General features: G+C 66.7%; 13 protein-coding genes. 7 read left to right on the top strand and 6 right to left on the bottom strand.

What is annotated here, in order from left to right:
• The first annotated feature begins 123 nt into the window (after window positions 1-123).
• Both QEP15_RS09335 and QEP15_RS09330 read left to right on the top strand, forming a co-directional pair.
• Window positions 124-1,509, top strand: a complete 1,386-nt coding sequence (locus tag QEP15_RS09335) for a sensor histidine kinase (protein WP_280148702.1) — start codon at window positions 124-126, stop codon at window positions 1,507-1,509.
• Entirely contained in the window at window positions 1,506-2,816 is a 1,311-nt protein-coding gene (locus QEP15_RS09330; protein WP_280148701.1) for a sigma-54-dependent transcriptional regulator, read from the top strand. The genes QEP15_RS09335 and QEP15_RS09330 overlap by 4 nt, the downstream gene beginning before the upstream one ends.
• Here QEP15_RS09330 and QEP15_RS09325 read toward each other — a convergent pair.
• The 3 genes from QEP15_RS09325 to QEP15_RS09315 are packed head-to-tail and all read right to left on the bottom strand — an operon-like array spanning window position 2,781 to window position 5,610.
• The gene (locus QEP15_RS09325) at window positions 2,781-3,971 is read right to left on the bottom strand and encodes a GGDEF domain-containing protein (RefSeq protein WP_280148700.1); all 1,191 of its coding nucleotides are present in this window, start codon (window positions 3,969-3,971) and stop codon (window positions 2,781-2,783) included. The two genes, QEP15_RS09330 and QEP15_RS09325, sit on opposite strands and share 36 nt — an antisense overlap.
• Before the next feature lie 53 nt (window positions 3,972-4,024).
• Complete coding sequence (locus QEP15_RS09320; RefSeq protein WP_056318620.1) at window positions 4,025-4,654, bottom strand: class I SAM-dependent DNA methyltransferase; 630 nt, start codon at window positions 4,652-4,654, stop codon at window positions 4,025-4,027.
• A 50-nt stretch (window positions 4,655-4,704) separates the two neighbouring features.
• Window positions 4,705-5,610, bottom strand: a complete 906-nt coding sequence (locus QEP15_RS09315) for a LysR family transcriptional regulator (RefSeq protein ID WP_152384029.1) — start codon at window positions 5,608-5,610, stop codon at window positions 4,705-4,707.
• Window positions 5,611-5,717: 107 nt separating this feature from the next.
• Between QEP15_RS09315 and QEP15_RS09310 the strand changes: the two genes are divergently transcribed.
• Window positions 5,718-6,596: an aldo/keto reductase family oxidoreductase gene (locus QEP15_RS09310; RefSeq protein WP_062841809.1), complete on the top strand. Its 879-nt coding sequence runs from the start codon at window positions 5,718-5,720 to the stop codon at window positions 6,594-6,596.
• Between the two features lie 84 nt (window positions 6,597-6,680).
• Here QEP15_RS09310 and QEP15_RS09305 read toward each other — a convergent pair whose 3' ends face one another.
• Window positions 6,681-8,537, bottom strand: a complete 1,857-nt coding sequence (locus QEP15_RS09305; protein WP_056316142.1) for a phosphoenolpyruvate carboxykinase (GTP) — start codon at window positions 8,535-8,537, stop codon at window positions 6,681-6,683.
• A 141-nt stretch (window positions 8,538-8,678) separates the two neighbouring features.
• Window positions 8,679-10,325 carry an acyl-CoA synthetase gene (locus QEP15_RS09300; RefSeq protein ID WP_280148699.1) on the bottom strand — a complete coding sequence of 549 codons (1,647 nt, stop codon included), beginning with the start codon at window positions 10,323-10,325 and terminating at the stop codon, window positions 8,679-8,681.
• Window positions 10,326-10,476: 151 nt separating this feature from the next.
• Between QEP15_RS09300 and QEP15_RS09295 the strand changes: the two genes are divergently transcribed.
• The gene (locus QEP15_RS09295; RefSeq protein ID WP_056316137.1) at window positions 10,477-11,202 is read left to right on the top strand and encodes a TetR/AcrR family transcriptional regulator; all 726 of its coding nucleotides are present in this window, start codon (window positions 10,477-10,479) and stop codon (window positions 11,200-11,202) included.
• Here the strand turns inward: QEP15_RS09295 and QEP15_RS09290 are convergent.
• Window positions 11,166-12,077, bottom strand: a complete 912-nt coding sequence (locus QEP15_RS09290) for an SDR family oxidoreductase (RefSeq protein WP_279990514.1) — start codon at window positions 12,075-12,077, stop codon at window positions 11,166-11,168. The two genes, QEP15_RS09295 and QEP15_RS09290, sit on opposite strands and share 37 nt — an antisense overlap.
• A 138-nt stretch (window positions 12,078-12,215) precedes the next feature.
• Between QEP15_RS09290 and QEP15_RS09285 the strand changes: the two genes are divergently transcribed.
• The 3 genes from QEP15_RS09285 (at window position 12,216) to QEP15_RS09275 (ending at window position 14,712) form a co-directional block, all read left to right on the top strand.
• Complete coding sequence (locus QEP15_RS09285; protein WP_280148698.1) at window positions 12,216-13,010, top strand: enoyl-CoA hydratase/isomerase family protein; 795 nt, start codon at window positions 12,216-12,218, stop codon at window positions 13,008-13,010.
• Window positions 13,011-13,085: 75 nt separating this feature from the next.
• Complete coding sequence (locus QEP15_RS09280; RefSeq protein WP_280148697.1) at window positions 13,086-14,363, top strand: Zn-dependent hydrolase; 1,278 nt, start codon at window positions 13,086-13,088, stop codon at window positions 14,361-14,363.
• 13 nt (window positions 14,364-14,376) lie between these two features.
• Window positions 14,377-14,712 carry a thioredoxin family protein gene (locus QEP15_RS09275; RefSeq protein ID WP_280148696.1) on the top strand — a complete coding sequence of 112 codons (336 nt, stop codon included), beginning with the start codon at window positions 14,377-14,379 and terminating at the stop codon, window positions 14,710-14,712.
• Window positions 14,713-14,731 lie beyond the last annotated feature (19 nt).

Here is a 14,731-nt window from a genome sequence, read left to right as displayed (position 1 = left end):
TTCTCACCGGATAGGCGGTTGGCACGGATCTTGTCGACGCGCCGCTCGCTTTCCATTGCTTGCAACTGCAATGCCCGAATCGTCCAAGGCATAATCGCCCTTTTCCGCCTGCTGGCGCCTCGCATGCTCCGATTGCCCCTTACTGCAAGAATTCCGCTTGCCGTCTCGTTGCTATTTCTCGTGATATCCGCCGCGCTGATTTCCTTGGCGCTGCATGGCGTGTCACGCCAGTTCGACAGGCAGGTCGCCAATTTGGGACAGGTGTATCTGGACGGGCTGTCCGCGGCGATTCTTCCGGCCGTGCGCGCCGGCGACACCGCGCAGATGGACGACGTGCTCAACCGGGCACTGGATACGCACTTGGGCGTCGTCGATCGAACCCTTGCCGTGGTCACCGCCGATCGCCGCATCCTGGCCCACGTGGCCCGCTATCCGGAGGTCGAGCCGATTCCCCTGGCATCATTTGCGGACACCGCCGGCACGCTTGTCAGCCCGCGATCGGAAGGCGTGTGGACATGGCGCTTGCTGGACGACACGCGGCCCGGACTGGGAACCGTGGTGGCCAACCTTGATGTCAGTGATTTTCATCGGCAACGGCAGGCGCTTGCCTGGGAACTGGGCCTGGTGGGATTGGCAATCAGCCTGATTGGCGCGGCGTTGTGCTTTGGCATGGCGCGACGGCTTCAACGCCCCATCATCTCCTTGACGGAAGCGCTGCGCGCCGGCCCGGAGAATCGCCTGCGCCCCATGCCGGTAAACACCACGGACCCCGAATTGCAGCAACTGCTGTCGGCCTACAACTGGATGATTGAAGGCGTGCTGGAACGCGAAGCGCTGACGCAACGCAGCGCCCGCATTGAACGTGAGGCCGTGCTCGGAAGGATGTCGGCGGCGCTTGCCCACGAAGTGCGCAATCCGCTGGGCGGGCTGCGCACCGCCGTGCAGACGCTAAGGCAATTCGGCGACCGCAGCGACGTCCGCAGCGAGTCGCTCGGCTTCATCGAACGCGGCGTCGAGACCCTGCAAGCCGTCGTGGACGCCAGCCTTCGCACCTTTCGGCCTGGCAATGCGCTGTTGCGTGAAGCGGATATCGCCGATATCCGCCTGATGGTGGGGGCACAAGCCAGCCGGGGCGGCGTGCGCGTGGAACTTCATTGCGAAGGCCTTCAGGAGCGGCGCCTCGCACTGCCCGCGGGCGCCGTCCGTCAGGTGTTGCTCAATCTGGTGCTCAACGCCATCCAGGCGTCGGCGCCGGGCGAACTGGTGCGCGTCTTCGCGCGTGCCCGCGGTGGCGCCCTGACGCTGCATGTGGCCGATGCCGGAAGAGGCTTGCCGCCCGCCGCACGACGCGCATTGACGGGATGCCAGACCGACGGCGATGGCATGGGGCTGGGCATTGTGGCCGATCTGATAAAGGCCATGCGTGGAGGGCTGCGCGTCACGTCCCTTGCAAGCGGCACGCGCATTTCCGTGCGTCTACCTTTTGGCATACAGGAACAAGCGCTTTGAACGATATACAGGTTTTGCTGATCGAAGACGACGAACTGCTGGGTGGCGCGTTGTTGCAGCGACTGCGGCTTGAAGGCATTTCCGCGCAGTGGGCGCAGAGCTGCGCGCAAGCGGTCGAACTGTTTCGCAGGACGCGCATGCGGCCGGCGTTCCTGTTGGCCGATATCCGGCTTCCCGACGGCTCCGGGGAAGATTTATACCGGCGCCTCATTCCCCATCTGGCCAGCACCACCGTGGTTTTTGCGACGGCGTATGGCGATATCGCGCAGGCGGTACGGCTGGTCGGGGCCGGCGCCAACGACTATCTGACCAAGCCCTACGACACCGATGCGCTGGTGGCCCGCATCCGGTCGGTCATCGCCGCGCAACCCGCCGGCCCTCACGATGACGTCCTTGAAAACCCCTTCGCAGTCCACGACGAGACCTTCGCGGTGGCACAGGAGCTTGAACGCCTTGCCGCCAGTTCGCTGCCGGTGCTCTTCGAAGGCGAGACGGGATCGGGCAAAGACCGTGCCGCCCGCTACATGCACACGCGCTCGCCTTACGCGGCGGGCCCTTTTGTCGCGGTCAATTGCGCCACATTGGCGACGGAGCTCGTGGAAAGCCTGTTGTTCGGACACGTGAAGGGCGCCTTCAGCGGCGCCAGCACCGCGCGCGAGGGCTTGATTTCACAGGCCAGCGGCGGCACGCTTTATCTGGACGAAGTCGCTGAACTGACGCCCAGAGCGCAAGCCGTCTTGTTGGGGGTACTGGAAAACGGCCAATACCGGCCGCTGGGCGACGGCGCCGCAAGGCAAACGCATTGCCGGATTGTGTCCAGCACCAGTTCGGACCTGCAAGCCGCAATGACCCAAGGCACGTTTCGTCCCGATCTTTACTATCGGCTGACCGTAGCCAGCATTGCGGTGCCACCGCTACGGCAACGGCTGGGCGCATTGCCTGACCTGGCGCGCGCCTTGCTGGCGCAGCAGTCGCCCGCCGGGGCTGCGCTGTCATCCGACGCCCTGCAAGCCATATGCGACTACGCTTGGCCGGGCAACGTACGCGAACTGAAGAATCGCATCGCCCGCGCAGCGGTCATGACGGATGACACGACGGTAAAAAGCGGCGACATCTTCCCGGAAAGCAAGCTTGTGGAAACGCCGGACCTGGCCGCCACCCGGTTTGGCGCGGAACAGCGGGCAATCCAGCAGGCCATTGCGGAGTCGGGTGGCCATATGGGCCAGGCCGCGAAACTCCTCGGCATTTCGCGCACGACGCTATGGAAGAAGCTACGCGCCGCTCGGGGCGAGGACGCCGGGAGTTGAAAGGTCCACCTCCACGCGGTTCCGCCCGCCCGCCTTCCCTCGATAGAGCGCCGCATCGGCCTCGCGCAGCGCTCCCTCCAGCGCATCCGCCCCATCAAACCGTGACGACACGCCGATCGTCACGGTGCAGCGCAGCCGCTCGTTCGCGCCGGTGACACGGATCGGCTGGCTCTCGATGCTGGCCCGCAGCCGCTCTGCCAGCACCATCACATCGGCCACGTCCGATTCGAGCAGAATGGCGACAAACTCCTCTCCCCCGATCCGGCCGGTCAGATCCCCCCGGCGCACGCCCGCACGCAGCAACCCCGCCACATGGCAAATCACCTCGTCCCCGGCCTGATGGCCGTAGGTGTCGTTGATGCGTTTGAAGTGATCGACGTCCAAAACCAGTAAATACGCCGGCTTTGCACTGCGCCCATTGAAATACTGGACGAGCGCATCCGAGAGCCCGCGCCTGTTGAGCAGATCCGTCATCGGATCCCGCGCCGCCATATTCCGCAGGCTGTCCGTCAAGCGGCGCAGCACCAGCCAGACAATCGACGGCGGCACGATCGTGGCGAGGGTGGACATATAGATGTAGAAAATCATCTGGAAGCGGCTGTCCATGTGCAGCGCATCCAGGCCGCCCTCCATGATTTTCAGGAACTTCAACGCGTTCAGCACGCAGATCCCGCCAATCAGGCACGCGAAGAAGACCATTTCCGCGCGCAAGTCCTTGGCGAAGGTTCGTGTGCCGCATAGCACCGTGACCGACATCGCAAAGAAAAGCAGCGTGGCCGACGCTGCAAGCATGGCGTAGCGGGCTTGCGGGCCCATCTGCCATTGCACCCACCATTGCGCCATGCCGTAAACGAGACAGAACGCAAGCAGCGGCTGCCACAAGCGGACCTGATGCCCGAAGAACCGCATGGCGCCCAGCAGATAGGCGATTGGAGCGGCCAGCGTGAGGCAGTGGTTGACGACGCTCATGAGGCTCCACGCGGGGCCGCCTTCGATGAGTTGAAGAATGTAGGCGGCCGCCAGCAGCAGGTTGCCGACGGCAAAGAAGTCCATCCCCATCCTGTTGCCAGGCAGACGACGGCTGATAAGCAGAAACATGCCGGAAAAGCACAGCAGGTGTGCGCACAGCATGCCGACGAGCGTGGAGGCAACCATGAGAGAGGCGTCAAGAAAGGAAGCGGATTTCCAGCACCGGCGTGAAGCCGGCGCTAATCGCGCCGCCGCCAGACGCTCGCCAGCCACGGCTGCTGCTCGCGCGGCAGCCCATCGGGCCGGTAGTAATGCTCCAGCTCCTCGAAGCCGGCGGCCTGCATCAGCGCCCGCCAGCCTTCAAGATCGTGATACGCGCCATAGCGCCCGCGATTCCAGCCTTCCTGGTTGCCGCCCCGCGGATTGGAGCTGAACAACACGCCGCGCGGCCGCAGCGTGGCGCGCAGTTCTTGCAGCACCCGAGGCAGTTCCTGCCCCGGCACATGGAACAGCACGGCGTTGGCGAAGATGCCGTCAAACCGCGCCGCGGGCAGTTGAAGCTGCAGGAAATCCTGCTCCCAGACCTCGCAACCGCTTGCCGCGCGGGCCATTTGCACAAACCGCGGCGTGCCGTCCAGGCCGACGGGCCGGTGTCCCATCGCCAGGAACGTCTTCAGGTCACGGCCCGGTCCGCACCCGAGATCCAGGATGTCAAAGGGCGGCTCGCCGTCGATATGGCGCAGCAAGGCGGCGATGTTCTGGCTGACGTCGTGATCCTGCGTGCCGGCCTGGAACGAATCGGCGTTCTCTTCGTAATGGGCGAGCGTCAGGGACGTGATCTTGGCGAGGTCTTCGGGATCCAGGTGCATGGGGCGATTGTGCATCAAACAGCGCAGGCCGGCGAGACCGAGCGCGCCATTCAGGAAATCGGCTGCGCCTTGATGAAGTCGATCAGCGCCTTGAGCGGCGAAGGCACCAGCCGGCGGCCGGAGTAATACAGAAACGGTCCCGAGAACTGCGGCCACCAGGGTTCCAGCACGGGTTCCAGCGCGCCGCTTTCGAAGTGCGGGCGCAGCCAGTCTTCGAACAGATACATGACCCCGGCGCCCGCGATGGCCGCATCCACGGCCAGGTCGACCGCGCCGCCGATCTGCACGACCAGCGGACCCGATGCGTCGATGCGCACCGATTCCCCGTCCCGCTCGAACTCCCACGGCGGCATCGACCCGCTGGGAAACCGGCCGCGCAGGCAGGCGTGCTGCATCAGGGCTTCGGGATGGGCGGGCCGTCCGTGCCGGTCCAGGTAGGCGGGCGAAGCGCCGGCCGCAAAGCGCTGCACGCGCGGGCCGATGGGCACGGCGATCATGTCCTGTTCCAGCCGGTCGTCGTAGCGGATGCCGGCGTCGCACCCAGCGGCGAGCACGTCGACGAAGCTTTCCTCGGCCACGACTTCCAGGCGGATGTCGGGATAGGCGGCCAGGAAGGCCGGCACGATGGACGGCAGCACGAGCCGCGCGGCGCTGAGCGGCACATTGAGCCTGAGCGTGCCGGCGGGCTTGTCGCGAAAGACGTTGACGGCGTCCAGCGCGGCCTCCACTTCCGTCAGCGCGGGCGCCAGCCGGGCCAGCAGTTCCTGGCCGGCCTGCGTCAGCGCGACCGAGCGCGTGGTGCGGTTAAAGAGCCGCACCCCTAGTTGCGCCTCAAGGCGGCGCACGGTGTCGCTTAACCGCGAGGCGCTGGTGCCGGCCGTGCGGGCCGCTTCGCGAAAGCCTTGCGCGCGCGCCACCGCAACGAAGGCGTTGAGGTCATCGAGGTCGGTCGCCATTGTTCTTTTTTCCGTACAAGCCGTGCGGATTGTATTGGCTTATCAGGCGGCGATGGAAGTTCTATCGTTTGACCCATGCCTCCCTTTCATCGAAAACAGGATCAGACATGACTCAACTTGCAGACAGCGGCACCTACGCGCTCGGCTCGCGCCAGGTTTATCGGCTTGGCTACGGCGCCATGCAGCTTGCCGGCCCCGGCGTCTTTGGGCCGCCCAAGGATCGGGACGCCGCGCTGGCCGTCCTGCGCGAGGCCGTGGCCGCGGGCGTCAACCACATCGACACCAGCGATTTCTACGGCCCGCACATCACCAACCAGCTGATTCGCGAGGCACTGGCCCCCTATTCCGATGACCTGGTGATCGTGACGAAGGTAGGCGCGGTGCGCGGCGACGATGCATCGTGGAATCCCGCGTTCTCGGCCGAACAGCTGACCCGCGCGGTGCACGACAACCTGCGCAACCTGGGACGGGACGTGCTGGACGTGGTCAACCTGCGCGCCATGTTCGACGTGCATGGTCCGGCGGAAGGCTCCATCGAAGAACCGCTGTCCGTGCTGGCCGGCCTGCAGCAGCAAGGGCTGATCCGGCACATCGGGCTGAGCAACGTGACGCCCGCGCAGGTGGCGCAGGGCCGCGGCATCTGCGAGATCGTGTGCGTGCAGAACCAGTACAACGTCGCGCACCGGGGCGACGACGCGCTGATCGACGACCTGGCGCGCGAAGGCATTCCCTATGTGCCGTTCTTTCCGCTGGGCGGCTTCAGCCCGTTGCAGTCGTCCATCCTGAACGACGCCGCGGCGCGGATCGGCGCGACGCCGATGCAGACGGCGCTGGCCTGGCTGCTGCGCCGATCGCCCAACATCCTGCTGATTCCCGGGACGTCGTCCCCGAAACACCTGCGCGAAAACCTGGCAGCCGCGTCGCTGCAATTGCCGGACGACGTGGCCAAGGCGCTGGACGGGATCGCGGCCAGCAAGACGGCTTAAACCCCTGGGCTGAACCCGCTGCACGCAAAAAAACCCGCCTGCGCAAAGCAGGCGGGTTTGTTCAGACCACAGGATCCAGCAGCCTCAGGCCGCCAGACGGCCTTCGATTTCGGTCTTGGTGGTGCGCAGTTCGTCGGGCAGGCCTTGCGACAACTGGCCGAAGAGCTCGTGGTGCAGCGCCAGTTCTTCGCGCCAGGCGTTCTCGTCCACCGACATGACCTGCTCGAACTTGTCCGGGCTGAATTCCAAGCCGGTCCAGTCGATGTCCTGGTAGCTGGGCGACACGCCGAACACCTGGTCCACGCCCTTGGATTGGCCGTCGATGCGGCCCAGCATCCAGCGCAGCACACGCATGTTGTCGCCAAAGCCCGGCCAGACGAACTTGCCGTCCGGACCCTTGCGGAACCAGTTCACGCAATAGATGCGCGGCAGGGTCGCGCCGGCGGCTTCGAGCTGCTTGCCCAGATTGAGCCAGTGGCCGAAGTAGTCGCTCATGTTGTAGCCGCAGAACGGCAGCATGGCGAACGGGTCGCGGCGCACCACGCCTTGCTGGCCGGCGGCCGCGGCGGTGGTCTCGGAGCCCATCGTGGCGGCCATGTAGACGCCTTCGACCCAGTTGCGCGCTTCGGTGACGAGCGGCACGGTGGTGGAGCGGCGTCCGCCGAAGATGAACGCGTCGATGACCACGCCCTTGGGGTTTTCCCACTCGGGGTCGATGGACGGGCACTGCGAGGCGGGCGCGGTGAAGCGCGCGTTCGGGTGCGCGGCCTTGCGGCCGGTTTCGCGCGCGATCTCGGGCGTCCAGTCCTTGCCCTGCCAGTCGACCAGGTGCGCCGGCGGCGTGTCGGTCATGCCTTCCCACCAGACGTCGCCGTCGTCGGTCAGCGCGACGTTGGTGAAGATGACGTTGGCCTTGAGCGTGGCCATGGCGTTGAAGTTGGTCTGCTCGCTGGTGCCCGGGGCTACGCCGAAGTAGCCGGCCTCGGGGTTGATGGCGTGCAGGCGGCCGTCCGGGCCGGGCTTGATCCAGGCGATGTCGTCGCCAATGGTGGTGACTTTCCAGCCGTCCATGCCTTGCGGCGGAATCAGCATGGCAAAGTTGGTCTTGCCGCAGGCCGACGGGAAGGCGGCAGCGACGTGGTACTTGCGGCCCTTGGGCGAGGTCACGCCCAGGATCAGCATGTGTTCGGCCAGCCAGCCCTGGTCGCGGCCCATCGTGGATGCGATGCGCAGCGCAAAGCACTTCTTGCCCAGCAGCGCGTTGCCGCCGTAACCGGAGCCGTAGCTCCAGATTTCGCGGGTCTTGGGGAAGTGCACGATGTACTTGGTGGGGTTGCACGGCCAGGCCACGTCGGCCTCGCCCTCGGCCAGCGGCTTGCCGACCGAATGCAGGCAGGGCACGAAGTCGCCATCGGTGCCCAGCACGTCATACACCTGCTTGCCCATGCGCGTCATGATGCGCATGTTCACGGCCACGTACGGGCTGTCGGACAGTTCGACACCAATGTGGGCGATGTCCGAACCCAGCGGGCCCATCGAGAACGGCACCACGTACAGCGTGCGGCCGCGCATGGCGCCGTCGAACAGGCCGTTCAGCGTATCGCGCATTTCGGCCGGGTCGGCCCAGTTGTTGGTGGGGCCGGCGTCTTCGGCGCGGTCCGAGCAGATGAAGGTGCGGTCTTCAACCCGCGCCACGTCGGACGGGTCGGACCACGCGAGATAGGAATTGGGGCGCTTGGCGGGGTTGAGCCGGCGCATGGTGCCGGACTGGACCATCTGCTCGCACAAGCGGTCGTACTCTTCCTGCGAGCCATCGCACCACACGACGCGATCGGGCTTGGCCAGCGCGACGAAACTGGCAACCCAGTCGATCAGTCCGCGGTGCTTGACGTACGCGGGCACGTTCAAGGCTGCCAGTCCCCCGTCCAAAGGCTTATTCATTGGGGTTATCTCCATACTTTGGCTAAAGGTGATACGGCCCCAATTGAGTGGGGCCGTATCCAGTTTGCGCCATCATACTTGCAGCGCCGGGCAACCCGTCAACCCATCCACATGGAGGAGATTGTCACCGGGTGAGACGGCTCAGCCCGGGTAACCGGCGCGCAACTCCCGGCGGATAATCTTGCCCGTCGCGGTCGTCGGCAAACTGGTTACAAACCGGATCGCGCGCGGATATTCATGGGCGGCCAGCCGGGTGCGGACATGCGCCTGCAGCGCCTTGACCAGCGCCTCGTCGCCTTCGACGCCCTCTTTCAGCACCACGTACGCCACCACGATTTCCGTGCGTTCAGCATCGGGCATGCCCACCACCGCCGCCATGCGCACGGCGGGATGCCCGAGCAGGCAGTCTTCGATGGGACCCGGACCAATCCGGTAGCCGGCGCTGGTAATGACGTCGTCGTTGCGGCCCACGAACCGGATGAAACCTTCCGCGTCACGCACGCCGACATCGCCGGTCAGAAGGTAATCGCCGGCAAATTTTTCCGCCGTCGCCGCCGGGTTGTTCCAGTACCCCAGGAACATGACCGGATCCGGGCGCATTACGCCGATGTTGCCCTCTTGTCCATCGGCCAACTCGGCCCCGGCGTCATCCACAATAGCGACCCGGTGACCGGGCGCGGCGCGGCCGATGGCGCCCAGGCAGGGGTCGAACAGCGACGAGCACGAGGACACGATCATGTTGCATTCGGTCTGGCCGTAGAACTCGTTGATGGTCACGCCCAGCACGCGGCGGCCCCAATCGATGAGTTCCGCGCCCAGCGACTCGCCGCCGCTGGCCACCGAGCGCAGCGCGCGCGGCCCGGCGTCCCCGGGCCATTCGCAGCCGCGCATCATCTTGAGCGCGGTGGGCGGCAGGAAAGTGTGCGTGACGCCGTGGCGCGCCATGAGCTCCAGCGCCGAGGCGCCGTCGAATTTCTCGAACCGACGCGCCAGCACGGGCACACCGTGGTGCCAGGACGGCAACAGCACGTCCAGCAGCCCGCCGATCCATGCCCAGTCGGCCGGCGTCCACATCAGGACGGCGTTTTCCGGAAAGAACTCGTGCGACATCTCGACGCCGGGCAGATGGCCCAGCAGCACACGGTGCGCATGCAGCGCGCCCTTGGGCTTGCCGGTGGTGCCCGAGGTGTAGATGATGACGGCCGGATCGTCGGCCGCCGTCGCCACGGGGTCGAACGCGTCAGCCTCCAGCGCCAGGCTTTGCTGAAACGGCAGCGCATTGACGGCGGCCGCCGGGTCTTCCATACCCCCGGCCTCGCCGTCGATGCAATAGATCACTCTCAGATCCGGCAGGCTGTCGCGGATCTCGAGCAGCTTGCGGCAGCCTTCGGCGTCCGTAATGAGCGCCGATGCCCCGCTGTTGGCCAGCCGGTACTGGATGGCGTCCACGCCAAACAGCGTGAAAAGCGGCACCGCCACCGCGCCCATCTTGTAGGCAGCGACATGGGCGATGGCGGTTTCTGGCGCCTGCGGCAGGTAGATGGCCACGCGGTCGCCACGGCGGATGCCGTAGCGCGCCAGGCTGTTGGCCAGCTGGTTCGACTGCGACTTGATCTGGTCGAACGTGTAGCGCGTCTGCGCCCCATCGCTCTTTTCATAGATCAGCGCCAGCCGGCCGCTGCCGTCCGCCCACTTGTCGCACACGTCGACGCCGATGTTGTAGGCCGCGGGCACCTGCCACTGGAACGTGGACAAGACTTGCGCGTAGGAATCTGCTCTATGCAGCATGGTTGTCTCTTGATGATTATGGTTGTTGCCATGAAGGGGCCGCGGCGGCGGGTTGCATCCCGCCTTGCCACGGCGTTGACCCTCGCTCAATAATAGGCGCTCGCGCGGACAGCCAGGCAGGCCGCCCGCCCCTTTTTCGCCATTTGCCTGCATGGAAAATAGCCCAGCCGTCCCGATGCGCCGCCCGCCGGCCAGCGCCAAGTCCGAGCAACGCATCCGCGACATCCTGCGGGTCGCGCGCCAGGTGTTCTCCGAAGCGGGCTTCCAGGCGGCCACCACCACCGAGATCGCGCAGCGCCTGGGGGTTTCGGAAGCCACCGTCTTTACCTACTTCGGCGGCAAGCGCGAACTCTGCGTACGGGTGATCAGCGACTGGTACGACGAAATCATCGCGCGGGTGGAAGACCACCTGCCCCATATCCACGGCACGCGGGCCCAACTGCATTACCTGGTCCATACGCACCTGCGCCATCTGCTGGCCGAGGGTCCCGGCCTGTGCGCGTTCATCCTGTCCGAAGGGCGCGCGCGCAACGACGACTTTGGCGAGATCTACGCCGGCCTGCAACGCCGCTACACCGCGCCCCTGATGCGCATCCTGGCCCAAGGCCAGGCCGATGGCGACATCCGCCAGGACATGCCGCTGCGGCTGCTGCGCTCGGCGGTCTACGGGCCGATGGAACACGTGCTGTGGGATGCGATGCTGCGCGGCACGGGCGTGGATGTGGCGGCCACCGCCGACCACCTGGTGGGCTTTTTGTGGCAGGCCTTGCAGCCGCCGCGCCAGGATGCGCTGGCGCTGGCACAGTTCCGGGGCGAAGTCCAGAATGCCCTGCATCGCCTTCAATCTTCCGAAAACAGCGACGGCGGCACGTACTGAGGAAAGCCGTTGTAGGCCTGGCCGCGCTCGGCGGGCTGCAGGTTCCAGGAATGACGCGCGTTGGGCACGCCGCCATCGACGCGGATGACGCTGCCATTGATGAACGCCGCCGCGGGCGACAGCAGGAAAACGACGGCCGCGGCCAGCTCGGCCTCGGTGCCGAAACGCTGCAGCGGGACCTTGGTCTTCAGTTCGCGCAGCACGCCGCGGTAATGTTCGTCATAGCTGTCCATGCCGCTGGAAGCGATCCAGCCCGGCGCCACCGCGTTCACGCGCACGCCGGCATGCGCCCACTCGCAGGCGGCGGTTTCAGTCAGGTTCCACACGCCCGCGCGCGCCGCGCCGGAATGGCCCATCCCCGGCATGCCGCCCCAGATGTCGGCCAGCATGTTGACGATGGCGCCGCCGTGCTGGCGCATGTGCTGGGTATAGACCTCGCGCGACACCAGAAACGTCCCGTGCAGGTTGTTCTGCACCACGGCATTCCAGCCGTTCAGGCTGATCCTGTCCAGCGGCGCGGGAAACTGCCCGCCCGCGCAATTGAATACGCCGTCCAGCCCGCCGTGCGCGGCCAGCGCATCGGCCACGGCGCCGCGAACGCCGGCCTCGTCGCGGATGTCGCACGCATGCTGGCTGATGCGGCCGGCGGCTTCGGGGTAGATGCCGGCGATTTCCTCGGCCACGGCGCGCAGCTTGTCGGGGTTGCGTCCCACCAGCGCCAGACCGGCCCCCAGCGCCGCCAGCTCATGCGCGGTGCATCGGCCCAGGCCGCTGCCGCCCCCGGTCACCATGACGGTCTTGCCGTCGAACAATCCCGGCCGGAATACCGATGCGTAACGCTGACCGGCGGACGCGCCGCCCTGATGCTGGCTCATGTCTATCTCCGAATTTTTTGTTGAGGATAACTCAATATATCCAAAAGAAGCATCGCGAAATCGCGCTTTTACCCATAGAATCAGCCAGGCAAATGACCACGCCGATTGAGCCATCATCAATAACACCGGAGACCGCGCATGACGCCGAACGCACCGCTGGACCTGGCCCTTGACGGCCCAATCGCCCGCCTGACGCTGAACCGCCCGGACATGCGCAACGCGTTCGACGAGACGCTGATCGCCGCGCTGACGGCAGCGGTCGAGACGGCCGTGGAAGACTCCCGGGTCCGGGTCCTGCTGCTGACGGGTGCGGGCAAGGCGTTCTGCGCCGGCGGCGACCTGAACTGGATGCGCAAAATGGGCACGCTGACCGACGCGGACAACCGCCAGGACGCCACGCGGCTGGCGGACATGCTGCACGCGGTCTGGACCTGCCCGAAACCCATCGTCGCCTGCGTCAATGGCGACGCCTACGCGGGCGGCATGGGGCTGGTAGCCGCCTGCGACATGGCGGTGGCGGCGGACAGCGCGCACTTCTGCCTGTCCGAAACCCGGCTGGGCCTGCTGCCCGCCACCATCAGCCCCTACGTGATCCGCGCCCTGGGCGAACGCGCGGCCAACCGGTACTTCCTGACCGCCGAACGTTTTGACGCCGCCACCGCGTTGCGGCTGGGGCTGGTGCACGAGGTGGTCCCCGCAGCGCTGGCGCTCGCGGCTGCCGAAACGCTGTGCCGTACCTTGTGCGCCAATGGCCCGGGCGCCGTGCAGGCCAGCAAGCGGCTGGTGCGGGACTTCGCGGGCCAGCCGCTGGATGGGGCCCTGATTGCCGACTCGGTCGAACGCATCGCGGCCATCCGCAGCACCGAGGAAGCGCGCGAAGGCGTGACCGCCTTCCTGGAAAAGCGCGAGCCAGCCTGGCGCAGAACGACGTAGGCGGCGGCCCGGCGCGCGGCGGCATGGAGGCCATGGCATTGATGCCATAATCCAGGGCGATCTTCTGGAAGTCTCATGCCGCAAGCCACACCGCCCGCCTTTCCTCCCCTGAACGCCGAACGCCTCTGGGCGCGCGTCGACACCCTGTCCAAATTCACCCTGCCCGACGTGCCCTGGACGCGCCGCGCCTTTTCGCCGCTGTTCGATGACGCGCGAGCCTGGCTGCGCAGCGAGTTCGAAGCCGCGGGGCTGGCCACGCGCCTGGACGCGGGCGGCAACCTGGTCGGCACGCGCGCCGGGCGCGACGCCGCGCGCAAGCCGATCGCCACCGGCTCGCACTGCGACACCGTCATGAGCGGCGGCCGCTTCGACGGCATCATCGGCGTGCTGGCAGGCATCGAGGTCGCGCACACGATGCAGGAACACGGCATCGCCCTCGACCATCCCTTCGAGGTCATCGACTTCCTGTCCGAGGAACCCAGCGACTACGGCATTTCCTGCGTGGGCAGCCGCGCGCTGTGCGGCCAGCTCAGCGCCGACATGCTGGACGCCCGCAATCCGCAGGGCGAGACGCTGGCGCAGGGCATCGCCCGCCTCGGCGGCGATCCGGCGGCGCTGAATGCGCCGCTGCGCCGCGCGGGCGAGACCGCCGCCTTCGTCGAACTGCACATCGAACAGGGCCCCGTGCTCGAGAGCCGCAACCTGCCGATCGGCGTGGTCACCAACATCGTCGGCATCCGCCGCGTGCAGATCGTGGTCGAGGGCCAACCCGATCACGCGGGCACCACGCCCATGGATATCCGGCGCGACGCGCTGGTGGGCGCGGCCCGCATCATCGACGCCGCCCACCGCCAGGCCAGCGCCGCCAGCGGCAATCCGCATTACGTCGTCGCCACGGTGGGCCGGCTGGCCATGACGCCCAATGCGGCCAATGCGGTGCCCGGCCGGGTCGAGATGACGCTGGAAATGCGCAGCGACAGCAACGCCGTGCTCGACGCCTTTCCGGAAGCCCTGATGGCCGGCGTGGCGGACGACCTGAAGGCGCTGCGCCTGACCGCCGGTTTCACGCAGCTCAGCCGCGCGCAGCCGACGGACTGTTCGCCCCTGGTGATGGACGCCGTCAAGGCTGCCGCCGACCAGTTGGGCTACGCGTCGATGCGTCTGCCCAGCGGCGCCGGCCACGACGCCGTCTACATGGCGCCCACCGGCCCCATCGGCATGATCTTCATCCCCTGCCTGAACGGCCGCAGCCACTGCCCCGAAGAATGGATCGAACCGGCGCAACTGCTGGACGGCACCCGCGTGCTGTATCAGTCGGTGCTGGAACTGGATCGCGTGCTGCGCGGCGCTTGAGAGTCCTCACACCATGGAACAGATAACCCTCAACGACAGCACCGCCGACCGCTATCTGCTGGACGCGCCCGGCCTGTCGCTCATCGTCTTTCACAGCCGCACCTGCGGCACCTGCCGCGTGGCGCGCGAGCAGCTTCCGGCCATTGAACTGCCGGTCGAGCGCATCTGCTGGATCGATGCCGGCGACAACCGCGGGCTGGTCGAGCGCTACGAGGTCTTCCATCTGCCGGCCATGTTCGTCGCCCGCGACGGCGCCTTCTACGGACCGGTGCAATCCACGCTGGCCGAATGGGACCTGCGCCAGCAGATCGGGCTGGCGCTGGACAGCTACCCCGCCGAACTGCCGTGAGCGTCGCCGCCGCAAGGCC

Source organism: Achromobacter mucicolens (assembly GCF_029866465.1).
Lineage (GTDB): Bacteria > Pseudomonadota > Gammaproteobacteria > Burkholderiales > Burkholderiaceae_B > Achromobacter > Achromobacter mucicolens.
The sequence above is the reverse complement of the archived record's forward strand: the minus strand, read 5'-3'. Positions and strand labels throughout refer to the sequence as shown.